Source organism: Sorangium sp. KYC3313 (assembly GCF_052075895.1).
GTDB lineage: Bacteria > Myxococcota_A > Polyangia > Polyangiales > Polyangiaceae > Sorangium > Sorangium cellulosum_B.
Genome location: NZ_CP197255.1, coordinates 1,816,953 through 1,840,419, shown reverse-complemented (window position 1 = coordinate 1,840,419; position 23,467 = coordinate 1,816,953). Strand labels below are relative to the sequence as shown.

Here is a 23,467-nt window from a genome sequence, read left to right as displayed (position 1 = left end):
CAAAGGCAGCGGAAAACCGGCGGGAACTGTTGACTGCGTTCACCTTGACGTCACCCGGGGCATCCCATACACCCGCCGCGCCCGCCTTCCATCGAGGTCAGCGTGTCCGAGGCAACCCCCGCGAGATCGCTCTTTCACGAGAGCCGCCGGTCCTTTCTCCTGCGCAAGCTGCATTCTCTCACCGGCGCCCTCCCCGTGGGCGGTTTCCTGCTCTTCCATTTCTGGACGAACGCGAAGGCGCTCCAGGGGCAGGAGCGGTTCGACGCGGCCGTCGCCGAGATCTCGCACATGCCGTACCTGCCCGTGCTCGAGATCGGGCTCGTCGTGCTGCCGCTCGCGTTCCACGCCCTCTACGGGGTCAAGCTGGTGCTCGAGGGCAAGCCGAACGTCGGCAGCTACACGTTCTCGCGCAACTGGATGTACACGCTGCAGCGGGTCACGGGGGTGCTCGCCTTCGCGTTCATCGGCTTCCACCTCTGGTCGTACTGGGTGCAGAAGTGGCTGGGCCGGATGGCGCCCGAGGAGTTCTACCCGCGGCTGTGCGCCGACATGGCGTCGACCGTCGGCGGCGTCCCGGTGATCGCGCTCGTCTACCTCTTCGGCATCGCGGCGAGCGTGTTCCACTTCGCCAACGGCCTCTGGGGCTTCTGCTTCTCGTGGGGGATCACCGTGTCGCGCCGGGCGCAGCGGATGGCCGCGGTGGTCTTCGGCGCGGTGGGCCTCGTGGTCTTCCTGTTCGGCGCCAACACGGTGATCTATTTCGCCACCGGCGCGCCGTTCCCCGGGACGCCGGGCCCGTCGGCCGAGGGGGGCCGCACGTGCGCGGACATCGCGTCGACCTCGACCGGTTCCACCGTCCCCGCGCGCGCGTCTGTGGGCGCCGGCGTGGGCGCGCCGGCCTCGCACTGACCATCGTATCGGCCGCGCCCTTCCGGGGAGCGGCGCGGGAGCATCGGGATCGAACATGGCCGCGAAGAGCACGACGAGGAGCGAGGGGGGGAAGGTTCGGCGCGTGATCGTCGTCGGGGGCGGGCTCGCCGGCCTGATGACGGTGATCAAGCTGTGCGAGGCGAAGGTCCCTGTCGACCTGATCTCCCTCGTGCCGGTGAAGCGTTCGCACTCGGTGTGCGCGCAGGGCGGCATCAACGCCTCGGTGAACACGAAGGGCGAGGGCGACAGCCCCCAGGTGCACCTCGAGGAGACGGCGTACGGCGGCGATTTCCTCGCGAACCAGCCGCCCGTCAAGGGGATGGCCGAGGCCGCGCCGGGCATCGTGAACATGCTCGATCGCATGGGCGTGCCGTTCAACCGGACGCCGGAGGGTCTGCTCGACTTCCGCCGCTTCGGCGGCACGCTCTACCACCGCACGGCGTTCGCCGGCGCCACGACGGGGCAGCAGCTGCTCTACGCGCTCGACGAGCAGGTGCGGCGGTTCGAGCTCGCCGACGTGACGGACGAGCACGGCGTGGCGATCCCGGGCGAGAAGATGGTCCGGAAGTTCGAGTTCTGGGACTTCCTCGAGGCGATCCTCGACGACTCCGGCACGTGCGTGGGCTGCGTCGCGCAGGACCTGAAATCGATGCAGATCCGCGCCTTCACGGGCGACGCGGTCGTGCTCGCGACGGGCGGCTGCGGCATCGTCTTCGGCCGCTCCACGCTGAGCGTCATCTGCACGGGGACGGCGGCGTCGGCGGTCTACCAGCAGGGCGCGGTGTACGCGAACGGCGAGTTCATCCAGGTGCACCCGACGGCGATCCCGGGCGCCGACAAGCTGCGGCTCATCTCGGAGAGCGCGCGCGGCGAGGGCGGCCGCGTCTGGGTGCCGAAGGACAAGACCGACGCGCGGAGCCCGCGGGACATCCCCGAGAAGGAGCGCGACTACCTCCTCGAGCGGATGTACCCCGGCTACGGCAACCTCGTCCCCCGTGACATCGCCGCGCGCGCGATCTTCAAGACGTGCTTCCACGAGGGGCGCGGCATCTGGAACGCCGCGACGGGCCGGAACGAGAACGAGGTCTACCTCGACCTGACCCACAAGGACGAGAAGTTCCTCCGGTCGAAGCTCGCGGGCATCCTCGAGATCTACGAGAAGTTCGCGGGCACCGACCCGTACAAGAACCCGATGAAGGTCTTCCCGGCGGTCCATTATTCGATGGGCGGCCTGTGGGTCGACTACGAGGCGGACGCGCGGGGCTCGCTCAAGGCCGGGTCGCCGCGCAACCACGCGACGAGCATCCCGGGCCTCTACGCGGTGGGCGAGGTGGACTACCAGTACCACGGGGCCAACCGGCTCGGCGCCAACTCGCTGCTCTCGTGCATCTACGCCGGCATGGTGTGCGGGCCGGCGGTGGCGACCTATCGGCGGAGCATCAAGCGGAGCGCGCTCGACCTGCCGCGCTCGATCTTCGACAAGGCCGAGAAGCGCGCCGAGGCGAGCTACCAGCGCATCCTGACGCAGAACCAGGACGCGAAGCAGCCGGAGAACGCGTACCGGCTGCACCAGGAGCTCGGCGAGACGATGCTGCGCGACTGCACGATCGAGCGCGACAACGCCACGCTCGACCGGGTGCTCGAGAAGCTCGGCGAGCTCGAGGAGCGGGCGGGGCGGATCAAGTGCACGGACACGGCCCCGCGGGTGAACCAGGGGGCGCAGTTCGTGCGCCACCTCGAGAACATGCTGGTGCTCGCGCGGGTCATCGCGCAGGGCGCGAGGAACCGCGACGAGTCGCGCGGGGCGCACTACAAGCCGGAGTTCCCGGCGCGGAACGACGCCGCGTGGATGCGCACCACGCTGGCGCGCCACGAGGAGAAGGGCGCGGTGAGGTTCGTCCGCGAGTTCGACTACGCGTGCGCCGGCCAGTCGATCCACGTGACGGACGCGGTGGACACGTCGCTCGTGACGCCGCGGGAGCGCAAATACGAGCAGGCGGGCGCGGCGAGCGCGGCGAGCGCGCAAGCGACAGGGAAGCTGTCGCAGAAGAGCGTGTAGGATGGCCAAGGCGAGCGGAGACGAGGCGAACGGGGCGGCGGCGCCGGCGCAGCCGAAGGGCGAGGGCCGGCTTGTGCACCTGCGCGTGCGGCGGCAGGACACCGCGGATCGGACGGAGTCGCGGCGCTGGGAGGAGTTCAAGGTCCCCTACCTGCCGCAGATGAACGTGATCAGCGCGCTGCAGCAGATCCAGAAGGATCCGCGGACCGTGGACGGCAAGGAGGTGGCTCCTGTCGTCTGGGAGGCGGTGTGTCTGGAGGAGGTGTGCGGCTCGTGCACGATGGTGATCAACGGTCGAGTCCGACAGGCCTGCTCGGCGCTGATCGACCAGCTCGCGCCGAAGGGCGAGGTGATCACGCTGGAGCCGATGTCCAAGTTCCCGCTCGTGCGCGACCTGCTCGTCGACCGGAGCCGGATGTTCGAGGACATGAAGCGCGTGCGGGCGTGGATTGACATCGACGGCACGCACGAGCTCGGCCCGGGTCCGCGCGAGTCGCCGGAGCGGCAGCAGGAGCGATATCCGCTCTCCCGCTGCATGACGTGCGGCTGCTGCGTCGAGGCGTGCCCGCAGTACAGCGACGGGACGAAGTTCGTCGGCGCCTTCGCCATCAACCTGGTGCGGCTCTACAACATGCACCCTTCGGGGGCGATGCACGAGGGCGAGCGCCTGGAGTCGGTGATGAGCGAGGGTGGGATCACCGATTGCGGCAAGTCGCAGAACTGCGTCGAGGTGTGCCCGAAGGAGATCCCGCTCGTCGACTCGCTCGCGGCCATCTCTCGCGACACGACGAAGCGCATGCTGTTCGGCTGGCTGCTGAAGTAGGGGCGCCCGACCTACGGAAACAGCGACCCCGTCGCGAGCCCGAGGCCGTTCCCGAGCCCCATCTGCAGCGCGTCCGGCGCGCGCGGCCGCGCCAGCTTGTCCATGCGCATCCCGAGGACGTGCGTGATCAGCGTGCAGGCCTGGTGCGCCCGCGCCGTCGCCTCGCACCCCATCCAGGCGCCGAGCGGCTCCCGCTCGCCGTCCTCGGCGTAGCGGATCACCGCGCCGCCCTCGGCGACCGTGATCCAGGCGTTCGCCTGGCGCGGCAGCGAGGCGTGCAGCACGCCGACCTGGCCCAGCGGATCGTCGTTCGGGCCGGTGACCCGGCCGTCCGCCTCGAGCAGCGCCACCGGCTCGGCCTCCAGGCCGAACACGCGCCCGCCGCGATCGACGCTGAGCTGGTGCTCGCCGTTCACGAGGATCTTGCCGTCCGGCATGACGTCGATCGTGAGGTCGGCGAGCGCCCAGCGCGCGCGGGGGATGTCGAGCAGCGCGCCGCCGCGGACCCAGTTGGCGGGGGGCGTCGCGGCGCACGCCGCGAGCAGCGAGAGCGGTACGACGAGAGCGAGGCGTCGCATGCGCCGAGCATACCGCAAGGACGCGCGGCGCGTGGGCCGGCGGGCAGGGTGGCCTGCTCGTTCTGGAGGATGGAGGGAAGCGCGGCGCGTGGGCCGGCTGGCCAGGGCGGCCTTACACCTTCTCGGTCCCGGTCGTGCCGAGAAGCCCCGTCGGCTTCACGAGGAGCACCCCGATCAGCACCGCGAACACAAGGACGTCCTGCAAGCCGGAGTAGGGCGTGAGCTTCGTCATCTCTCCGATGATCCCGATCAGCATGCCCCCGAGCATGGCGCCCGTGATGTTGCCGATGCCGCCGATGACGGCCGCCACGAACGCGCGGTTGCCGATCACGACGCCCATCGTGGGGTATACCTGCGACTGATCGAGGCAGTACAGCACCGCGCCCACCGCCGCGAGCATCGAGCCCGTGAGGAAGGTCAGCGAGATGATGCGGCTCGTGCGGACGCCCATCAGCCGGGCGGCCTCGACGTTCATGCTGAGCGCGCGCATCGCCTTGCCCGTCCAGGTGCGCCGCACGAGCAGCTCCAGGCCGAGCATCACGAGGATCGAGGTGACGAAGATCACCTGCCGTGTGTTCTCGATCGGCAGGAGCTGCGGATAGCCGCGGTAGCGGGCGGTGAAGAGGAGCTGCGCCAGGTTCTGGAGGAGCACGCTCATCCCGAGCGCCGTGACCAGCGGCGTGATCCGGGTGTTCGCGAGGCCCCGCCCCCGCGAGCGCAGCGGCGCGTAAGCCACCTTCTCGACGAGGACCCCGAGGACGCCCGCGAAGGCCATCGCGCAGAGGGTGCCGGCAACGCCCGCGAACAGCGGCGCGCTGTCGGCGCCGAACGCCGCGATCCCGAAGAGCCCGGCGAAGGCGCCCATCATGAAGATCTCGCTATGAGCGAAGTTGATGAGCTTGAGGATGCCGTAAACCATCGTGTAGCCGAGGGCGACCAGCGCGATCATCGACCCCTGGGCGAGCCCCGTGATCAGGGCATTCACGATCTTCTCCATGGAGACCTCTTCAACGCACGTTCCGCGCGCTCCCCACATTCGAGCCGGCGCGCGGGGACGAACGCTACTGCTTCGCAGCCTTCTCGTTGACCGTCGCGTAGTAAGTAAACTGCTTGTCCTTGATCCGGACGATGACGACCGGCTTGTCCGCGTTGCGCTCGGCATCGATGGTGATGACGCCCGTCGCGCCCTGGAACCCCTTGGTGTCCTGGATGGCCGCCCGGATGTCGTCCGGCGTCATCGCCTTCGCGCGGCCCATCGCGTCGGCCAGCAGCCTGGCCGCGTCGTAGGCCTGGGCCGCGATGCTCGACGGCGTGCGGTTGTACCGGTCCTTGTACTTTTGCACGAAGGCCTGCGAGTTGGGCCAGGGGACGTCCGGTGCGTAGTGGTTCGTGAAGTACGCGCCGTCGAGCTCCTCGGCGGCGTCGCGCAGGAGCTCGTTCGCGTCCCACCCGTCGCTGCCGACGAACATGCTCCCTGGTACGCCCGCGGCCTTGGCCTGCCGCGCGACAGGGGCCATGCTCGTGTAATAGATCGGCGCGTAGATCATCTCGGGGTTCGCCGATTTGAGCTCGTTGATGTACGTCGTGAAGTTGGTCTCCTTCTTGAGGAAGCTCTTCTCCATGACGATCTCGCCGCCTAGGCGCTTCACCTCGTCGCGGAAGACCTTGGCGAGGCCCGACGAGTAGAGGTCGTCGGAGGCGAAGAAGAGCCCCACCTTCTTCTTGCCGAGCGTGTTCACGATGAACTGCGCGCCCATCTGGCCCTGCACGTCGTCCGTGAAGCAGGCGCGGAAGACGAACGGGCCGACCTTCGTCACGTCCGGATTCGTGGACGACGGCGTGATCATCGGCACCTTCTTTTTGTTGGCGACGATGCCGCCGGCGCGCGATCGCGACGAGGCGACCTCGCCGAGGAGGGCCAGCACGTGATCCCGATCGATGAGCTGCAGGACCTTGTTGGTCGCCTCGTCGGGCTTCGACTTGTTGTCCTCGTAGAGGACGTGGATCGGCTTGCCCTTGACCCCACCGGCCTTGTTGATCTCGTCGATCGCGAGATCGATAGCCTCCTTCGAGTCGACGCCGAACGCCGTCTCCTCGCCCGAGAGGCTGAAGTAAGCGCCGACCTTCCACTCGGCGTCGTCCTTGGCCTGCTCAGCCGCGTTGCCGGCCGAACCCTCGCTCTTCTTGTCGCAACCGAGCGTCATCGCGCTGAGCGCGAGCGCCCCGGCGATCATCTTCACCAAACCCCGTCGTCCGAGCATGTCGTCGTCCTCCCTGTCGCCGGGCTGCCTCGCGTGGGGATCGCCCGCGGTGGCCATGGCCGCCCACGGAGCGGCTCAGAGCGCGTGTACTCACCGCGTCTACCATTGTCTACGCGGCACGTCAGCACCGTCGGGCCGCGATGCGGTCGGCGTGGAGCATCTTAAGTGTTCGACTTTCCACGGATTCCGGCGACCGAGCCCGGCGTCGTGGCGCGCGGCGTCGCGCGCCGTGGCCAGCCAACGCGGCGCGCATGGCGGCTAGCCGATGCGGCGGCTGGTCAACGGGGTGCACATGGCGGCTGGCCAACGCGGCGGCCGATCAACGGCGGCTAGCCGGTGCGGCGCGCATGGACGAAGTGCTCGACGTTGCCCTTCGGCCCGCGCACCGCGCTGTCGACCTGGCCGACGACCGAGAAGCCCGCGGCCTCGATGGCCTGGCGCCCCTCGGCGATCGCCGCGAGGCGGGTCGCCTCGTCGCGGATGACGCCGCGGCCGCGGGCGGCGGCCTCGCGGCCCGCCTCGAACTGCGGCTTGATCAGCGCCACGAGATCCCCCGAGGGGCGGAGCAGGCGGGCGATCGCGTCGATGAGGCGGGAGATGCTGATGAACGACGCGTCGACGACGACGAGATCGATGGGGACGTCGAAGTCCTCTCGCTGGAGCTCGCGGGCGTTGACCCGATCGCGCACCTCGACGCGCGCATCGGCGCGGAGCTTGGCGGCGAGCTGGCCGTAGCCGACGTCGACGGCGAAGACCCGCGCCGCGCCGCGCTGGAGAAGGCAGTCGGTGAAGCCGCCGGTCGAGGCGCCCACGTCGACGCACGTCTTCCCGGCGACGTCGAGGCCGTGCGCCGCGAAGGCCGCGAGCGCGTGCTCGAGCTTCTCGCCGCCGCGCGAGACGAACCGGGGGCCGGAGGCGACGTGGACCTCGGCGTCCTCCGGGAGCAGCGTGCCCGGCTTGTCGATGCGGCGCGGCCCCGAGGTGACCTTGCCGGCCATGATCAGCGCCTGCGCCTCGGTCCGCGAGCCGGCGAGCTTCCGGGCGACGAGCAGGGCGTCGGCGCGCACGCGGGTCATGGCGCCTCCGTCCCGGGCAGGGGCGCCGCGAGGCCCGCGCCGCCGGGGGAGGGAGGGACGACCGCGTCGTCTGGGAGCGCCAGCGCGTCGCCGTGGAGCGCCCGCGCGACGGCGGCGAGGCCGTCGCCGATGCGCGGGCCCGGGCGCAGCACGACCTCGGTGTTCAGCGGGCGCAGGCGCCCCTCGCGCACGGCGCGCAGGGATCTCCAGCCGGGCGCGTCCCGGAGCGCCGCCAGGCTGGAGGCGCCCCGCATATCGTCGCCGCTGGACGTGCCGTCGAGCAGGACATCGGGATCCAGCGCGAGCAGCTGCTCGACGCTGATCGACGGGTAGGCGCCGCCGCGGGTGATCACGTTCTCGCCGCCGGCCAGCCGGATGAGCTCATCGGGGAAGCTGCCGGGGCCCGCGACGAAGAGGGGCGAGGTGTCGTACAGCAGGGCGGCGCGGACGCGCGGGGCGCCTCTCGCGCCGGCGGCCTGCTCGACCGCGCGGCGCCGGGCGCGGATCCGGCCGATCGCCTGCTCCGCGCCGGGCGCCGCGTCGAGCCGCCGCCCGAGCTCCGCGAGCATGTCCTCGATCTGCGCGAGCGACTCGGTGTCGGGGAAGCAGGTCGCGATCCCGTGCGCGCGCAGCGACTCGTCGAGCGCGGGCCCCGCGGGGCCGCGGGCGCCGACGACGAGGGTCGGCGAGAGCGCGATGATCGCCTCGATGCTCGGATCGGCGTAGCCGCCGACGCTCGGCAGGCGGAGCACCTCGGGCGGGTAGTCGCAGTAGCGGGAGCGGCCGACGAGCGCGGCGCCGGCGCCGATCGCGTAGACCGCCTCCGTGGTGCTGGGCGACAGCGAGACGACGCGCGCTCCCGCCGCGCGCGCCGGGGCGGTGCGCCCGCACGCCGCGAGCCCGAGCGCCGCGAGCCCGGCGAGCGCGGCCCGCCGCGAGAGCGCGCGGCCCGGCGCGCCCGGCAGGAGCGAGGCCCGCGCGGCGCCTGGCAGGAGCGCAGGCCCCGCGGCGCCCGGCAGGAGCGCCGCGCCGGCGGCGCTCCGCGTGGAGGGGCGCCGCTCGTCAGCCAAGCCGCTCCCTGCTGCGCCGCCGCCGCAGGCTCGCGAGGGCGCCCAGGCTCGCCGCCCCGAGCACCCAGGGGACCGGCTGCGTCGGATCAGGCCGCGGGCTCACGCTGCAGGACCCGCTCGACGCGTCGCCTGCGGCCGGCTCGGGGACCTTCGCGCAGAAGCCGGGCTCGCCGTTGCAGCTGTAGCCGTCAGGGCACGCCGCGGCCTCGTTGCAGGGCCGCGTGCAGGCGCCGTCGAGGCACGCGTTCGCAGGGCACTGCTCCGGCTGCTCGCACGCCGCGCCGACCTCCGCCGAATACGCGGGATCGGTGGGGTAGCCGGTCGCCCAGGGGGGCTCCTTGTATCCTCCGGCACGGGCGGCGCGCACGGTCGTCTCTTTAATCCATTCCGCCCAGCGGTACACATAGCCGTAGATCGGATACTCGCAGCCCGCGGCCCCGCGCGACGTCACGCCGATCACGCGGTGCATCAGATCGAGGCTGGGTCCGCCCGAGTCTCCCTCGCAGATGCCGGTGTCCCCGACCCACTCCGTCGCCTTCACCAGGGACGACGGGCAGCCGTCCGCCACGCAGTCGATGAACAGCCTGTCGCGGCGCCGCCGCAGGCCCGCGCCCGTGCTCTCGTCGTTCGTCGCCCCGAAGCCGACCGCGTAGTACTCCTCGCCCTCCACGAGCGGCACGTCGACGCGCGGCACGAGCGGCACGGCCTCGCTCTCCGGGATCGGCTCGTCCAGGATCAGGATCGCCTGATCGTTGCCGCAGAACGCGTCCGTCCCCTCGCCGGGGAGCAGCACGACCTCGCTGCCGCCGTAGAAACGCGCGTACCTGCCGATCTCCGCGTCGGTCGTCGCGAAGATCCGGCGCGCGAGGTGCGTGTCCGTGAACTTCGTGGATCGACAGGTGATCTGGCCGTCGAGCTCATTGGCCATGTCGGACACGCAATGACGGGCCGTCAGCACCACGTTCGGGGCGATCAGGCTGCCGGTGCAGATCGCGCCGATCTCGTCGTTGTAGATGCCCACGACGGCCCTGTCGCCGTCGTCGAGATATCCGTCCTGAATGGCATCAAGCGCCTCCCCGATCTCGTCAGGAGGCGCCTCCAGGGCCGAGCTGCACGCTGTCGCAGCGAGTCCCAGGGCGAGAATCCAGGTGACTCTGGGCAAGCAAAACGACATCGAAAGCCTCCAGATACTGCAATGTCTGCGCGCGCCGCGGGGTGCCGCAAGGAGCAAACGATTCTAGAGGCGAAGCCGCGGTCGTGCACGCGCGCCGGGCGCGATGAGCGACTCGGCTCGTTGCTCCCCCCACACAGTGGAGAGCTCTTGCAGGATCGTCCGGCGCGCCGACGCGTTCGACGCCGCGCGCCGCCATGGCGGCGCCAGGGGCGCGGCGGCCGCTCCCCCGTGAAATTCCGCGGGAACGCGCGCGGCCCAGGTGTTGCGGGGCGGCGGGGCCGTGATCGATCCCGTCCTCCTCTTCGGCCTCGCGCTCGCCGCGGGCGCGCCGCTCGCCCTCTCTCCGCTGGCCACGGCGCTCGGCGCCGCGCTCGCCGCGGCGGCGCTCCGCCGCCGGGCCGGCCGCGCCGCGCTCGCCGCCGCCGGGGTGGCGCTCGTCGTGAGCGGCCTCCGCGCCCGCGCGCTGCTCGACGGTGCGGGCGCCGCCTACGATGGCGCCCTCGCGCTGCTGCAGCCGCCGGCGCGCTGCGAGGTGGCGTGCGCCGTCGTCGGCTCGCCGGTCGTGGTCGGGGCGGCGCAGCGGCGCTCCGCCGGGGCGCGCGGCGTGGACGACGAGCCGCCGGCCTCGCGCATCGACGTGGAGCTCTCCGGCGGGACGTGCGGCGGGCGAGCGCTGCAGGGGCCGCTCCGGGCGCGCCTCTACGGCGCGCCGCTGGACCTCGCCCGGGGCGACCGGCTCGAGGTCACCGTGGACCTCGCGCCGATCCACCTGTTCCGGAACGAGGGGCTCCGGAACGCGACCGCCGCGATCGCGCGGAGCGGGATCGTCGCGAGCGGGACGATCGTCGAGGCGCGGCGGACGTCGGAGGGGCGCTCTGTCGCCGCGGCCGTCGATCGCGCGCGGGCCTTCGTGCGCGGGCGCATCGAGGCGACGTTCCACCCCGACGCGGTGGCGCTCGGGCGCGCGCTCGTGCTCGGCGAGACCGACCTCGCGCCCGAGGACCAGGAGGCGTTCCGCGAGAGCGGCCTCGCGCACCTGCTCGCGGTCTCGGGGACGCACCTCGTGCTCGCGGTGGCGGGCTTCGCCGCGGCGCTCCGCGCGATCCTCGTCCGCGTCGGGCCGATCGCCGCCCGCTGGGACGCGGGCCGCATCACCGCGGCGCTGTGCGTGCCCGCCGCGTGGCTCTACGCCGACTTCGCCGGCGGCGGCGGCTCGGCGATGCGCGCCGCGGCGATGCTCAGCTGCGCGATGGGCGCCCGCCTCCTCGGCCTCCGCCCGGTGGGCGTCCGCTGCTTCGCCCTGTCGCTGGCGGGCGCCGCCGCCGTCGATCCGCTCGTCGCGTGGGATCTCTCGTTCGGCCTGTCCGCGGCCGCGACGGCCGGGCTGCTCTGGCTGCAGCGGCCGCTCGCCGCGCTGCTCGTCCCCGGCGAGCGGGAGCGTGGCGACGGCGGCGCCGAGGGCGGGCCGGGCGCGTCGCCGCCGCGGGAGCTCGCGCGCAAGGTCCTCGCGCCGCTGGCGACGACGCTCGCCGCCATGTTCGGGTGCACGCCGCTGCTGCTCATGAACGGGGAGACGTTCCCGCTGCTCGGCGTGGCGGCGAACGTGGTCGCTGCGCCGATCGGCGAGCTGGCGGCGCTCCCGTTCTGCCTCGCGCACGCCGTGCTCTCGTGGGCGCCGCCGGTCGAGCGCGGGTGCGCGCTCGTCGGGTCGGGCGCGCTGCTCGCGGTCCGCGCCGTGGCCCGCGCCTCGGCGGAGACCGGCGTGGTGCTGCGCCTGCCCGAGCCGTCGCCCGCCCAGCTGGCCGCGCTCGCCGCCGCGATCGCGCTCGCGTGGGCCGCGGAGCGCCGCGGCCGCCGGCTCGCCGCGCTCGCCGCCGGCGCCGCCGCGTGGCTGCTGCTCGAGGGCGCCGCCACGCGCGCGGGCGCGCCGCGCGGCGTGCTGCGCGTCAACGTCCTCGACGTGGGGCAGGGCGACGCCATCCTGATCGACCTCCCCGAGGGCGGCGCGATGCTCGTCGACGCGGGCGGCTTCGTGGGCAGCCCCGTCGACACGGGCGCGCGCGTGCTCCGGCCGCTGCTGCGGTCGCGCCGCCGCGCGCGCCTCGACGCGGTCGTCCTCTCGCACCCGCACCCCGATCACTTCGGCGGCCTGCCGGCCACGGTGGAGGGCGTCGAGGTCGGCGAGCTCTGGGACACCGGCCAGGGCGAGGCCGAGGGCGCGGGCCCGGTCTACCGGAAGCTCCTGTCGGACCTGCGCCGGCGCGGCGTGCCCATCGTGCGGCCCGACGCGCTCTGCGGCAGGCCGCGGGTCCTCTCGGGGGCGACGATCGAGGTGCTCGCGCCGTGCCCGGAGCTCCACCCCGACCGGGGCGCCAACGACAACTCGTTCGTCGTGCGCATCACCTACGGGGCTCGATCCGCGCTGCTCGTGGGCGACGCGGAGCACGAGGCCGAGGACGCGCTCGTGGCGCGCTACGGCGCCGCGCTCCGCGCCGATCTGCTCAAGGTGGGGCACCACGGCAGCCGGACGTCGACCGGCGCGGCGCTCCTCGCGGCCGTCGACCCCTCGATCGCCGCCGTGTCCTCCGGCGTCCGCAACCGCTTCGGGCACCCGAGCCCGGAGGTGCTCTCCCGCCTCTCGGCCAGCGGCGTCGCGATCGCGCGCACGGACCGCGGCGGCGCCCTGACCTGGGAGACCGACGGCGAGCGCGTCCTCTGGTCCCGCCCGGGCGAGCCGCCGCGCCCGGCCCTGGGTCGCCGCGGCGGGGGGCCGCCGCCGGACACGCGCGCGCGCGCGCCAGGGAAGAACGGTGCACCGTGAGCTGGAAAAAATCCCCGCTCCGGACGGCTGTCAGCTGGCCTCCCATCCTTGCGCCTGGACGTCCCCTGAGCGACGCTGGGACGATGTCTCGAAGCGCGATGACGACCACGATCCGCCGCCGCCTGGCGGGCGAGATCGGTCGTATCGACAAGCAGGCGCCCTTCCGCGTCGCGCTGTCTTACCCCTCGCCGTACCGGGCCGGAATGAGCTCGCTCGGCTTCCTCCAGATCTACAAGACCATCCAGGCCGAGCCCGGGATGGCGTGCGAGCGGGCCTTCCTGCCGGACGACGAGGGCCAGGGCGCGGACGGCCCCCCGATCACGTACGAGGGGCTCCGCCCCCTCTCCGATTTCCCGGTCATCGCGCTCTCGGTGGCCTACGAGCTCGAGCTCGCCGGGGTCGTCCGCCTGCTCGAGCTGGCGGGGATACCGGCGCTCCGGGAAAAGCGCGCCTTTCGCGATCCGTTCGTCCTCGCGGGCGGTCCGCTCACGTTCTCGAACCCGCTGCCGCTCGCGGTGTTCGCCGACGCGATCATCATGGGCGAGGCCGACACCCTGGCCGTGGAGGCGCTCCGCGTGCTGCGGGACGCCTCGTCGCGGGAGGCGGCGCTCGACGCGCTGGCGGCCCTCCCCCACGTCTTCGTCCCCGCGCGCCACGGCGCGGAGATGCCCCCGGTCGCGCAGTGCGACAACGCGCTCCTCCCCGCCTGGTCGCCGATCCGGGCCGAGGAGACCGAGCTCTCGAACATGTTCCTCATCGAGGCGGAGCGTGGCTGCTCGCGCGGGTGCACCTACTGCGTGATGCGCCGCTCGACCAACGGCGGCATGCGCATCGTCCCGAAGGAGCGCCTCCTCGAGCTCATCCCCGAGGACGCGAGGCGCGTCGGCCTCGTCGGCGCCGCGGTCAGCGATCACCCGAAGATCGTCGAGGTGGTCAGGACGCTCGCCGAGCGGGGCTGCGAGGTCGGGCTGAGCAGCCTCCGGCCGGACCGGCTGACCGACGAGTTCGTCGGCGCGCTGCGGCTCGCGGGCTACAAGACGCTCACGACGGCGATGGACGGCACGAGCGAGCGGGTCCGCGAGACGCTCGAGCGGCGCGCCCGGCCCAGGCACCTCCAGCGGGCCGCTGAGCTCGCGCGGCAGCACGGGATGAATCGGCTCAAGCTGTACCTGATGGTGGGTGTCCCCGGCGAGACCGACGCCGACATCGACGAGTGCGTCTCCTTCGTCACGGAGCTCTCCCGGATCGTGCCGGTCGCGCTCGGGATCGCGCCGTTCTGCCCGAAGCGCAACACGCCGCTCCACGGCGCGCGCTTCGCCGGGATCGACGTCGTGAACAAGCGGCTCGATCGGCTCCGCCGCGGGCTGCGGGGCCGCGCGGACGTGCGGGCCACGAGCGCGCGCTGGGCGTGGGTCGAGGCGGTGCTGGCCGCGGGCGGCGAGGCCGAGGGGCACGCCGTGCTGCAGGCGGTGCACGCGGGCGGCTCGTTCCGGGACTACGAGCGCGCGTTCGAGAAGATCAAGCGGCCGGAGCCGCCGCGCCGCCAGAGCCTGCCGCTGCTCGCGGCGGGGTGAGCGGGGCGGCAGCCCGGCCCGGAGGGTGCCACGTGACGATGAAGACGCTGACCCTCTTCACGCGCGAGCGCTGCCACCTCTGCGAGGAGGCCCACGCCGCGCTCGAGCGCGTGCGCGCCCGGCTGCCGTTCGAGCTCGCCGTCGTCGACCTCGACCGGGAGGCCGGCCCGGAGAAGCGAGCGCTGTACGACTGGGAGGTCCCCGTGGTCGAGCTCGATGGGCGGAAGATCATGAAGTACCGCGTCGACGAGCGGCGGCTCGAGCGGCTGCTCTCCGGCCCGGAGTGAAGCACGGCGTCGAACGGCGAGGGCGGGGCGTTTCGGCCCGCTTTCGCCCTGCGCCGCGCTACGCTATGCGAATCCCCGTGAAGTGGACGACCATCGTGCAGCTCGCCTTCATCCTCGTCGCTGCGGTCGCCGTCTACGGCTTCGTGCACGCCGCGCAGAATGACCAGCGTACCACCGGCTGCGAGGCGATCTGCGCCCTGCGCCCCGCGTACGCCGGCCGGAACCGGCTCGCGCCGGACTTCGAGCTGCCGGACATGAACGGCAAGCCCGTCCGGCTGTCGTCCTTCCGGGGCAAGACGGTCTTCCTGAACTTCTGGACCAAGACCTGCGCTCCGTGCCTGCAAGAGATGCCGGCGCTCGCGGAGCTCGGCCGGATCGCCCGGTCGCGGAACGACATCGTCGTCCTCACCGTCTCGACCGACGAGGGGCCGGACGACGTGCGCGACGCGCTCAAGGTGGCCTTGAACGGAGACCCGCCGTTCCCGGTCCTCTTCGACCCGGAGTCCAAGGTCGTGATGGACCAGTACGGCACGCAGCTCTACCCGGAGACGTGGATCATCGACCCGAACGGGATCATCCGGGCCCGCTTCGACGGCGCGCGTGACTGGTCGAGCAGCCTGGCCATCGAGGTGGGCGAGATGGTCTCGCGCTGGGGCAGCTGCCCGGCCGACATCTACAAGAGCAAGCCGCGCGCCGGGTCCGTCGACGTCTGCGCCGACGATTCCTGAGCGGGCTTCCCGCGCCGGGGCGATCAGGCCAGGCATGCGGGGTGTGGGCGCGCTGGCCGCTTGGCGCACCCGCGAAAGATCGTTATGTGAGTCACCCATCATGACCGCCCGGAGGCCGACGTCGCCGACAGCGCACCCGCCGCAGCCGCCCGCAACGGGTGAGGAGGGCGACGGGAGCGCCTCGGACGAGCGGGTCGCGGCGGCGCGGCAGGCGCTGCTCGAGGGGGTCGGCGCCGAGATCGCCGCGTCGTTCCCCGGCATCACCCGGCTGGGTGGACAGGTCGTGGCGGCGCTCTACCTGGCGGACGAGCCGCGCTCGATGGACGAGCTCAGCCAGGAGCTCGGCCGCTCCAAGAGCAACATCTTCGCCAACCTGCGCGGCCTCGAGGCGGCCGGGATCATCGAGCGCCGGCGGGAGTCGGGCGCGCGTCACGACTCGTTCGCGCTGCGCGGCAAGTACCCCGACGTGATCGTCGGCGCGTACCTCGGCCGCCTGCGCCGCGTGGTCCAGGACAAGCGGGCCCTCGCGCGGCGCGCGCTCTCGCTGCTCGGCGACGCGCAGGGCGCGGAGGCCGACGCGATGCGCTCGCGGCTCGACGACCTGTCGCGCAAGTACGACCTGTTCGCCGACCTGATGGAGCAGCTCCTGCCGTCGATCGACGGCCCGGTCGATCTGGAGCGGCTGATCGCGCAGGTGCCCGAGGCGATGGTCCGCTCCCTGAACGCGGCGGCCCGCGTCGCCTGGGCCGCGGGCGACGCGATCAGCCGCCTGAGCGGCCGAGCGGGGCGCAAGAAATAGCGGGGGCCCGCGTCACCCGCGCGGCGGGCAGTCCCGCATCTCGATGAGGATGCCGGTCGACGTCTCGATCCGGTGCATCAGGTTCACCTCCCGGGTCACCGGGGACGGCGTGATCGGGTTGGGCGCGGCGCCCACGATCATCGGCCGATCGGGGTCGCCGTCGAGGAAGACCATCAGCACCTCGATGCCGGGCTTGAGCGGGAAATGGATGCCGTAGTTCGGCCCGGCGTGCGGCTGGATCATCCGCACGAGCCGCGAGGGGAACGCGCGCGACGCGGGATCCCCCGCGTCGAAGTGGAAGCGCACCCGGTAGCGCCCCTGCTCGTCGATCGGCGAGACGTCCCCGATCTCGCCGTCCGGGAGCGGCTCCACCAGCGCCGTCACCACCCCGTGGATCTTCGGCCGCGGCGCCGTCCGCGGCGGGCGGTAGGCCTGCGCGGCGCGCACCAGGCGCGCGCGGTTGACGTACTCCTGCTCGCCGCCGGCCCCGCCCTCGATGGCCACCGGCTGCACCGCGCGGTGCTCGACCTCGACGGCCAGGAACCGCTCGCCGTCGAGCCGCGGGTGGCCCTCGAGCCCGAAGACGGCCCCCGGGATGAGCCGGAGCTCGTCGCTCTGGCACTCGAAATAGCGGCTCGACGAGGCCCGCTCCTCCGCGCGGATCCGCGCCAACTGCTGGCCCTCCTCCGGCGTCTTGTGGTGGGCGCCGTACTCGACGACGCCGCCCCCGAGGCCCGCCGGCGACTCGTGCGCCCCCGTCATGTCGAGCCTTGGCGTCCGGTAGTTGTACTCCTGCATGACGTACGTCGCGGGGAAGGCCCTGGCCTGCTCCCTGAGCTCGAACATGTCGCGCCGCTCGCCCCGCGGCCGGAACACCACCGCGTCTCCCCCCGGCAGCGGCTGGAAGCCCGTCGGCTCGTCGGTGAACACCATCACGTCGCGGCCCGACTCGTGCTCGAAGAAGAACGAGATCCCGAGGTGCTCGGCGAGCCGCGAGATGAAGGCCAGATCCGTCTCCTTGTACTGGACGATCATCTCCCGGTCGGGGTGATCGCGGTAGAGGCGCATCACCACGTCGTCGGGCCCGAGCCCCACCATCGCGAGCTTGTGCTGGATGAGCTCTGGCACGCTGATGTCGAGGAAGACCTGCTGGAGCTCCACCAGCGTCGCGCGGAACGCCCGCGGCGCGAGCCGGAGCCGGTAGGAGCGGAAGGCGGTCTCCGCCTCGTGCCGGTCCTCCACCTCGGCGATCATGCCGTGTACGGTCCGCTCGTCCGCGCCCTCGACCTCGAACACGAGCGACGCCGCCGCCCCCAGCACCTGTTCGATCGAGAGCTCGGCGCCGTCGCTGCACACGACGTCGATGTCGTACGAGAAGAGCTGGCCGATGGCCTCTTTGCCGTGCACCCCGCGCACCCGGAGGAGGTCGCAGGAGAAATCGCTGGAGTCGAGCCGCAGGATCGGCGCCTGCCGTGCCCGGTCCCGGAGCGCGGCCTTCGCCTCTTGAAGCGCTTCCATCGGCGCCGCGCGCGGCGGGCGCAGCACCGATTCCGCTGCGCCGGGCCCGCGGAACGGCAGGTGATCGGGCGCCCCCGGGCCGCCCTGGGACGGCGCTTCCCGTGGCCCTCCGGCGCTCGCCCCCGGGCGCAACGGCGGCGCTTCGCGCGGCCCTCCGGCGCTCGCCCGCAGCGGCGACGGTGGCGCCTCGCGCGGCCCTCCGGCGCTCGCCCCCGGGCGCAACGGCGGCACCTCGCGCGGCCCTCCGGCGCTCGCTCGCACCGGCGCCTCCAGGAGCTCTCGGTCGTCCGGAGACGGCGCTGGCGGGGGATCCTCCACCGGCCCAGCCGGGCCCTCGGCGCACGCCGCCCGCGCGATCGGCGCGCTGCACGGGGGCTCTGCGTCCGGGGCCTCGCGGATGCGCGCGGCGGCGGACGCCGTGGCCATCGTCACGGCGCTGGGCGCGCGGTGCGCCGTCGCGGCCGCGGGCTCACCGCACGGCGCGGCGGCGGCGGGTAGGGACGGCTCGCTGCACCTCAGGGATTGCGTCGGCTCTCGGTTCATCGTCACGCCTCCTCCGCGGCTCGCCTGGTACTGTACCCGACGCGGAGGCACGCATGGGTACGCGCGAGGGTGAGGGGATCAATGGGAAATACCTCCTCATCGAGGTCCCCAACTTCAACGATGCAGCGTCCGAGGCCGAGGCGATGGGCTCGTATCTCCGCCTCGGCGCGGTCAAGGACCCGAGCCTCGCCGCCAACCCCGGCGCGCCGAGGGCGACCGGCGAGGACCTCGCCGCCCGGGTCACCTCGTTCATCGACGACACCCGCAAGCGCGACGGCTGCCCCGATTTCATCCCCGAGGCCGAGCGGCAGGCCGAGACCGCGAAGCTCCACACCAAGGGCGGCTGGCGCGACCACTCCGACGGCAACCGCATCACCACCACGCGCGGCGACAAGGTCGAGGTCATCAAGGGCAATTACCGCATGCTCGTCCTCGGCCGGCAGGAGGACACCGCCGGCTGGGACGTCTCCGGCGGCCATATCCAGGACGCCACCGATCTCTGGACCGCCGCCACCACCATCGAATGGGTCCAGAACTACAACGGCACCTGGAAGGTCACCGAGAAGACCGAGAAGGGCGACGTCGACACCACCTATCACGGCGACACGTTCGATCGCTTTTACGGCAACAAGCAAACCAGCATCACCGGCTCCGAGGCCCCCACGGCCGAGCGGCCGAACCCCACCTGCCTGAGCTCCACCTGGGCGCAGCGGATCGAGTCGTACACCGGCTCAGCGGCCTGCCCCGTGCCGCTGATCTCCGACGAGACCTGGGCCGACCAGATCGCGAGCAAGACGACGGCGACCGCGATCAGCGACGAGACCACCGCGCAGACCATCTCCAGCACCACGAACGCGACCGCGATCAGCGACGAGACCACGGCGAGCACCGTGTCCAGCACGACGACCGCCTCGCTCGTGTCGGATACCACCATCGGCGAGGTCCAGTCGGTGACCATCGGCAATACGAGCGACGTCACCATCGGCAATGCGGCGTCGATCACCGTCGGCGCCACCGAGGAGGTCACGATCGGCGGCCTGGTCGAGCTGACGATCGCGGCCATGCTCGAGGTCTCTCTCACGGTGGGGGTCTCGATCAACATGGGCCCCAAGGCCGAGCTCAACCTGACCAACCGGCAGGAGCTCTCCCAGTTCCGCACCAACGTGAAGAACATCTGCTCGAGCGTCTCGTCGGCCGAGTCGGTGAGCACCGGGGCGTACAACCTGATGTCCGGCGTCATCAACCTGTTCTGATGCAGACCAAAAACCTCACGCCCTTCCCCTTCGGCGCCAAGGTCTGCTCGCGCAGGCCGCCGCAGCCCGAGGTGGTCCTCGTCGTCCGCGGCCGCTTCTCGCTCCGCCTGGGCGAGCCGCTCGCGCCGCTGGAAGGGCAGCTCGCGCAGGGGGCGCTGACCGCCGAGACCTTCGAGGGGGGCGACGGCGAGCGCGATGGCGAATGCACGTACCCCGGCGATTTCGCCGACTGGAAGCCGGCCGCGGATCTCCTGCTCCGCGGCGCCTGCCACCCGCCTCCCGGCGAGCCGCAGCGCGAGCACCCCGTGGGGCTCGCGGTCGGGAGCTGGTCGAAATCGCTGCTCGTCCCGGCGCCGCGCGAGGGCCGCCGGGTGCCCGCGCCCTTCGGGCCGATCCACCCGGATTCGCCCGAGCACCGCCGGATGCTGGGCAAGGAGTACGGCCCCTCGTACCGGAAGACGCGCGCCCCCTGGTACGCCGAGGACTTCGACTGGGCCTATTTCCAGGCCGCCCCGCCGGATCAGCGCCTCGCCGGCCACCTGCGCGGCGACGAGGAGGTCACGCTCCTGAACCTCCACCCCGCCGCGCAGACCGCCTCGTTCCGCCTGCCGGGCCTCCGGATCCGCGCGGTCGTCGAGGACGCCCAGGGCCGCGTGCAGGACGCCCGCATGAGCCTCGACACCCTCTTCGTCGAGCCGGACGCGGGCCTCGTGACCCTGACCTGGCGCGGCCACGCCGAGGTGGCCGAGGACGATCTCGCCGACGTGCGCGCCGTCGTGATCGCCGCCGAGCCGCTGGACGCCGCGCCGCTCCCGCTCGACGAGTACCGGGAGAAGCTCGCCCAGCTCGCCCGCGATCCGCGCGGCCTCGAGGATCTCCCGCCGGAGATGCGCGACGCCTACGACCTCGTCCGCGACGGCGCGCCGCGGCCGCCGCGCGCCGGAGCAGACGAGGAGGATCCGGTATCGAAGCTCCTCGCCGAGCGGCTCGGTGGTCTCCACGCGCCGGAGCAGGACCGCGTGCGGCAGCTCGTCGCGAAGCTCCGGGCCCTGCGCACCCCCGAGGGCGTCGACCTCGAGCGCACCATCGCGCAGGCGCTCGCGCGGCTCCCGGCCCAGCGGCAGGCCGCGTACCTCCCGGCCACGCCCGCGGGCACGCCGCGCGTCCCGATGGGCGGCGCGCTCGACGCGCTCGTCGCGCGCGTCGAGACGCTCCGGCGGGACGCGGCCGCGCGTGGGATGGCGCTCCAGGGCGTCGACCGCCTCGACGCGCTGCTCCGCGATCCCCGCCTCCGCGAGATCGTCCCCGGCTACCGGCTCCCCGGCGAGGCCGCGGCGCCGCCGCCCGAGCCCGGCCCGGGCGCCGACCTCTCGGGGCGCGATCTCTCCGGGCAGGACCTCTCGGGCCGCGACCTCTCCGGGGCGAAGCTCGCCGGCGCGCTCCTCTCGGGCGCGAACCTCTCGGGGGCGGACCTCTCGAACGCGGATCTCTCGCGGGCCGTGCTGTTCGAGGCGAACCTCGAGGGCGCCGCGCTCCCGGGCGCCGACCTCTCCCAGGCGAACCTCACCGGCGCGCGCGCCGCGGGCGCCGATCTGCGCGGCGCGACGCTCGACCAGGCCATCTTCACCCGCGCCGATCTCGCCCGCGCCCGCCTGGCGAGGGCGCGGGGGCGCGGCGCGCTGCTCGACGGGGCCGACCTCCGCGAGATCGACGGGGAGGAGCTCCACCTCGACGGCGCCGTCCTCCAGGGGGCGAAGCTCGATCGGGCCTCCTTGCGGGGCGCGGCGCTCGTCGGGTGCATGTGCGCCGGATCCTCCGCGACCGACGCGGATCTCACGGGCGCGTCCCTGCCGCGCACGAGCTTCACCGACGCCGATCTCGAGCGCGCGACGCTCGTGGAAGCGCGCGGCGAGGGCGCGGCGCTGCTCCGGGCGAAGCTCGACGGCGCCGATCTCCGGTATGCGTCCCTCCCGCGGGCGCACCTCTCCTGGGCCTCGGCCCGGGGCGCGCGCTTCGCGTGCGCGGTCCTGCGCGGGAGCCGCTTCTACCGCGCCTCGCTGGAGCGCGCCGACCTCGCGCAGGCCGACCTCTTCGGCGTGGACCTCTGCAAGGCGCGCCTCGACGGCGCCTCCTTCGCCGGGGCGAGCCTGTACGGCGCCCGCCTCGAGGGCGCGAGCGCCGCCGGCTGCGATTTCGAGGGGGCGAACCTGCGGCGCTCCAGCCTGGAGGGCGCGTGAAGAGCGTCGAGGAGCTGCTCGACCGCATCCGCGCCGGCGCGCCGCTCCACGGCGCCCGCCTCGACGGCCTCGACCTCTCGGGCCGGGATCTCACGAACCTCGATCTCGCCCGCGTCAAGTTCCTCCGCACCAGCCTGCGCGGCGCGCGGCTCGCGGGCAGCGCGCTCTCGGGCGCGCACTTCGTCGAGTGCGACCTGCGCGACGCGGACCTCGCGGGCTGCGCGCTGGACGGCGCGCTCGTGCTCGGCTCGAACCTCGAGGGCGCGCGCCTCGCCGGCGCGACGCTCACCCGCGCGAAGCTCTCCTACCAGCGCCTCGCCCGCGCCGATCTCTCCGGCGCGACGATCGTCGAGGTCGAGGCGGTGGGCTCGGACTGGTCCGGCGCCCGGCTCGCCGGCGCGACCCTCTCGGGCTCGCGCCTCGACCTCGCGAACCTCGAGGGCGCGGATCTCACGGAGGCCCGCGTCGCGCGCGCGTCCTTCACCCGCGCGAACCTCCGCGGCGCGCGCCTCGTCCGCGCCCGCGTCGAGGCCGGCGCCTTCGTCGGGGCCGATCTCGGCGGCGCGGACCTCGACGGCGCGGAGCTCGATCGCGCGGTCTTCGTCAAGGCGGACCTGCGCGGCGCCCGCTTCCCGAAGCGCATGCACGGCGTGGTCCTCGACGAGGCAAAGCTCGGCCGGCCCGAGCTCGCGGGCAAGGACCTCGCCGGGGCCGACCTCACGGGCGCGGATCTCTCCGGCCTCGACCTCGAGGGCGCGGATCTCTCCCTCTGCTCGCTGCGCGGCGCCGACCTGCGCGGCGCGAGCCTGCGCGGCGCCCGCCTCGAGCGCTCGATCCTCTCGGACTGCGATCTCACCGGCGCGGATCTCCGGGGCGCGAGCCTCCTCGGCTGCGACCTCTCGCGCTCGATCCTCCGCGGCGTGGACCTTTCGGGCCGCGATCTCGAGTCGGTGATCCTCATCGAGGCCGATCTCGAGGGCGCCGATCTCACGGCCGCGCGCCTCGTCCGCTGCATCCTCGACAGGGCGCGGCTCACGCGCGCGAACCTGACGCGCGCGGTGCTCCAGCAGGCGCTCCTCCGCGAGGCCGCGCTGGAGGGCGCCGTGCTCGGCAAGACGATCTTCGACCGCGTCGATTTCACCGGCGTGGATCTGCGCGCCGTCTCCTTCGCCGGCCTCACGGTGCACCGCTGCGCCTTCATGGAGGCGAACCTCGAGCGGATGAGCCTCCGCGACTGCGATTTCATGGGCAGCGATTTCTCGAAGGCGAACCTGCGCGGCGCCGATCTCGAGGGATCGATCCTGACGCAGGCCAGGCTCCGCGAGGCCGCGCTGGACGGCGCGAGCCTGCCCGGGGTCATGGCGAAGGCCGCCTATTTCGGCGGCGCCTCGCTGCGCGGGGCGAAGCTCTCTCGGGCGATGCTCCGGTACGCCACGTTCACCCGGGCAGACCTCGCCGGCGCGAACCTCGCCGCCGCGGATCTCCGGGACGCCATGCTCGATCATGCCGAGGCCCGCGGCGCGCTCTTCCTCTCGGCGCGCCTCGAGCGCGCGAACCTGTCGCACGCGCGGGTCGAGGAGGCCGACTTCAGCGAGGCCGATCTCGGCGGCGCCAACCTGCACGCTCTCCACGACAAGGGCGCGCGCTTCTCCGGCGCGAGGCTGCTCGGCGCGCGCCGGACGGACGTCGACCGGCTGGAGGCGGAGGCGTACACGCCCCCGCGTCCGCCGCGATAA

The 23,467-nt window shown here is 73.1% G+C and carries 18 protein-coding genes; 11 read left to right on the top strand and 7 right to left on the bottom strand.

Annotated elements, in window-relative coordinates:
- Positions 1 to 102 precede the first annotated feature (102 nt).
- The 3 genes from ACSRUE_RS07125 to sdhB are packed head-to-tail and all read left to right on the top strand — an operon-like array spanning position 103 to position 3,812.
- Positions 103 to 909, top strand: a complete 807-nt coding sequence (locus tag ACSRUE_RS07125; protein ID WP_441290357.1) for a succinate dehydrogenase — start codon at positions 103 to 105, stop codon at positions 907 to 909.
- A 55-nt stretch (positions 910 to 964) separates the two neighbouring features.
- Complete coding sequence (gene sdhA / locus ACSRUE_RS07120) at positions 965 to 2,989, top strand: succinate dehydrogenase flavoprotein subunit (RefSeq protein ID WP_441290356.1); 2,025 nt, start codon at positions 965 to 967, stop codon at positions 2,987 to 2,989.
- 1 nt (position 2,990) lies between these two features.
- Complete coding sequence (gene sdhB / locus ACSRUE_RS07115; RefSeq protein WP_441290355.1) at positions 2,991 to 3,812, top strand: succinate dehydrogenase iron-sulfur subunit; 822 nt, start codon at positions 2,991 to 2,993, stop codon at positions 3,810 to 3,812.
- 11 nt (positions 3,813 to 3,823) lie between these two features.
- On the opposite strand, the gene ACSRUE_RS07110 is transcribed toward sdhB, so the two are convergent.
- The 6 genes from ACSRUE_RS07110 to ACSRUE_RS07085 all read right to left on the bottom strand — a co-directional run bounded on the left by ACSRUE_RS07110 (position 3,824) and on the right by ACSRUE_RS07085 (position 9,959).
- Positions 3,824 to 4,390: a hypothetical protein gene (locus tag ACSRUE_RS07110; protein ID WP_441290354.1), complete on the bottom strand. Its 567-nt coding sequence runs from the start codon at positions 4,388 to 4,390 to the stop codon at positions 3,824 to 3,826.
- Between the two features lie 112 nt (positions 4,391 to 4,502).
- Positions 4,503 to 5,387, bottom strand: coding sequence for a branched-chain amino acid ABC transporter permease (locus tag ACSRUE_RS07105; RefSeq protein WP_437763279.1), 885 nt, complete (start codon positions 5,385 to 5,387; stop codon positions 4,503 to 4,505).
- Positions 5,388 to 5,451: 64 nt separating this feature from the next.
- The gene (locus ACSRUE_RS07100; RefSeq protein ID WP_441290353.1) at positions 5,452 to 6,651 is read right to left on the bottom strand and encodes an ABC transporter substrate-binding protein; all 1,200 of its coding nucleotides are present in this window, start codon (positions 6,649 to 6,651) and stop codon (positions 5,452 to 5,454) included.
- 329 nt (positions 6,652 to 6,980) lie between these two features.
- The gene (locus ACSRUE_RS07095; protein WP_441290352.1) at positions 6,981 to 7,727 is read right to left on the bottom strand and encodes a TlyA family RNA methyltransferase; all 747 of its coding nucleotides are present in this window, start codon (positions 7,725 to 7,727) and stop codon (positions 6,981 to 6,983) included.
- A complete protein-coding gene (locus ACSRUE_RS07090) occupies positions 7,724 to 8,797 on the bottom strand; it encodes an ABC transporter substrate-binding protein (RefSeq protein ID WP_441290351.1) in 1,074 nt (357 codons plus the stop codon). Before ACSRUE_RS07090 ends, ACSRUE_RS07095 begins: the two co-directional genes overlap by 4 nt.
- Positions 8,790 to 9,959, bottom strand: a complete 1,170-nt coding sequence (locus tag ACSRUE_RS07085) for a trypsin-like serine peptidase (RefSeq protein WP_441290350.1) — start codon at positions 9,957 to 9,959, stop codon at positions 8,790 to 8,792. The genes ACSRUE_RS07090 and ACSRUE_RS07085 overlap by 8 nt, the downstream gene beginning before the upstream one ends.
- Before the next feature lie 292 nt (positions 9,960 to 10,251).
- On the opposite strand from ACSRUE_RS07085, the gene ACSRUE_RS07080 reads away from it, so the two are divergent.
- The 5 genes from ACSRUE_RS07080 to ACSRUE_RS07060 all read left to right on the top strand — a co-directional run bounded on the left by ACSRUE_RS07080 (position 10,252) and on the right by ACSRUE_RS07060 (position 16,180).
- Positions 10,252 to 12,792: a DNA internalization-related competence protein ComEC/Rec2 gene (locus ACSRUE_RS07080; protein ID WP_441290349.1), complete on the top strand. Its 2,541-nt coding sequence runs from the start codon at positions 10,252 to 10,254 to the stop codon at positions 12,790 to 12,792.
- A 98-nt stretch (positions 12,793 to 12,890) separates the two neighbouring features.
- Entirely contained in the window at positions 12,891 to 14,366 is a 1,476-nt protein-coding gene (locus ACSRUE_RS07075; RefSeq protein ID WP_441290348.1) for a B12-binding domain-containing radical SAM protein, read from the top strand.
- 38 nt (positions 14,367 to 14,404) lie between these two features.
- A complete protein-coding gene (locus ACSRUE_RS07070) occupies positions 14,405 to 14,653 on the top strand; it encodes a glutaredoxin family protein (RefSeq protein WP_272101817.1) in 249 nt (82 codons plus the stop codon).
- Between the two features lie 77 nt (positions 14,654 to 14,730).
- Positions 14,731 to 15,381 carry a TlpA family protein disulfide reductase gene (locus ACSRUE_RS07065; RefSeq protein ID WP_437763272.1) on the top strand — a complete coding sequence of 217 codons (651 nt, stop codon included), beginning with the start codon at positions 14,731 to 14,733 and terminating at the stop codon, positions 15,379 to 15,381.
- Between the two features lie 100 nt (positions 15,382 to 15,481).
- Positions 15,482 to 16,180 carry a GbsR/MarR family transcriptional regulator gene (locus ACSRUE_RS07060; protein WP_441290347.1) on the top strand — a complete coding sequence of 233 codons (699 nt, stop codon included), beginning with the start codon at positions 15,482 to 15,484 and terminating at the stop codon, positions 16,178 to 16,180.
- Positions 16,181 to 16,192: 12 nt separating this feature from the next.
- Here the strand turns inward: ACSRUE_RS07060 and tssI are convergent, their stop codons facing one another.
- Positions 16,193 to 18,241, bottom strand: a complete 2,049-nt coding sequence (tssI, locus tag ACSRUE_RS07055; RefSeq protein ID WP_441290346.1) for a type VI secretion system tip protein TssI/VgrG — start codon at positions 18,239 to 18,241, stop codon at positions 16,193 to 16,195.
- 53 nt (positions 18,242 to 18,294) lie between these two features.
- On the opposite strand from tssI, the gene ACSRUE_RS07050 reads away from it, so the two are divergent.
- From ACSRUE_RS07050 to ACSRUE_RS07040, 3 genes are read left to right on the top strand one after another with little or no spacing between them, the layout of a single operon-like run.
- On the top strand, positions 18,295 to 19,494 hold the full coding sequence (locus ACSRUE_RS07050; RefSeq protein ID WP_441290345.1) for a hypothetical protein: 1,200 nt from the start codon (positions 18,295 to 18,297) through the stop codon (positions 19,492 to 19,494).
- Positions 19,494 to 21,731, top strand: coding sequence for a DUF2169 family type VI secretion system accessory protein (locus ACSRUE_RS07045; protein WP_441290344.1), 2,238 nt, complete (start codon positions 19,494 to 19,496; stop codon positions 21,729 to 21,731). The genes ACSRUE_RS07050 and ACSRUE_RS07045 overlap by 1 nt, the downstream gene beginning before the upstream one ends.
- Positions 21,728 to 23,467, top strand: a complete 1,740-nt coding sequence (locus tag ACSRUE_RS07040) for a pentapeptide repeat-containing protein (protein WP_441290343.1) — start codon at positions 21,728 to 21,730, stop codon at positions 23,465 to 23,467. The genes ACSRUE_RS07045 and ACSRUE_RS07040 overlap by 4 nt, the downstream gene beginning before the upstream one ends.

What these genes read in the sequence shown, in the direction of transcription:
- sdhA (WP_441290356.1), top strand. Translation starts at nt 965, where the DNA reads ATGGCCGCGAAGAGCACGACGAGGAGCGAGGGGGGGAAGGTTCGGCGC.
- sdhB (WP_441290355.1), top strand. Translation starts at nt 2,991, where the DNA reads ATGGCCAAGGCGAGCGGAGACGAGGCGAACGGGGCGGCGGCGCCGGCG.
- ACSRUE_RS07110 (WP_441290354.1), bottom strand. Translation starts at nt 4,390, where the DNA reads ATGCGACGCCTCGCTCTCGTCGTACCGCTCTCGCTGCTCGCGGCGTGC.
- ACSRUE_RS07105 (WP_437763279.1), bottom strand. Translation starts at nt 5,387, where the DNA reads ATGGAGAAGATCGTGAATGCCCTGATCACGGGGCTCGCCCAGGGGTCG.
- ACSRUE_RS07100 (WP_441290353.1), bottom strand. Translation starts at nt 6,651, where the DNA reads ATGCTCGGACGACGGGGTTTGGTGAAGATGATCGCCGGGGCGCTCGCG.
- ACSRUE_RS07095 (WP_441290352.1), bottom strand. Translation starts at nt 7,727, where the DNA reads ATGACCCGCGTGCGCGCCGACGCCCTGCTCGTCGCCCGGAAGCTCGCC.
- ACSRUE_RS07075 (WP_441290348.1), top strand. Translation starts at nt 12,891, where the DNA reads ATGACGACCACGATCCGCCGCCGCCTGGCGGGCGAGATCGGTCGTATC.
- ACSRUE_RS07070 (WP_272101817.1), top strand. Translation starts at nt 14,405, where the DNA reads ATGAAGACGCTGACCCTCTTCACGCGCGAGCGCTGCCACCTCTGCGAG.
- ACSRUE_RS07060 (WP_441290347.1), top strand. Translation starts at nt 15,482, where the DNA reads ATGACCGCCCGGAGGCCGACGTCGCCGACAGCGCACCCGCCGCAGCCG.
- tssI (WP_441290346.1), bottom strand. Translation starts at nt 18,241, where the DNA reads ATGAACCGAGAGCCGACGCAATCCCTGAGGTGCAGCGAGCCGTCCCTA.
- ACSRUE_RS07050 (WP_441290345.1), top strand. Translation starts at nt 18,295, where the DNA reads ATGGGTACGCGCGAGGGTGAGGGGATCAATGGGAAATACCTCCTCATC.
- ACSRUE_RS07045 (WP_441290344.1), top strand. Translation starts at nt 19,494, where the DNA reads ATGCAGACCAAAAACCTCACGCCCTTCCCCTTCGGCGCCAAGGTCTGC.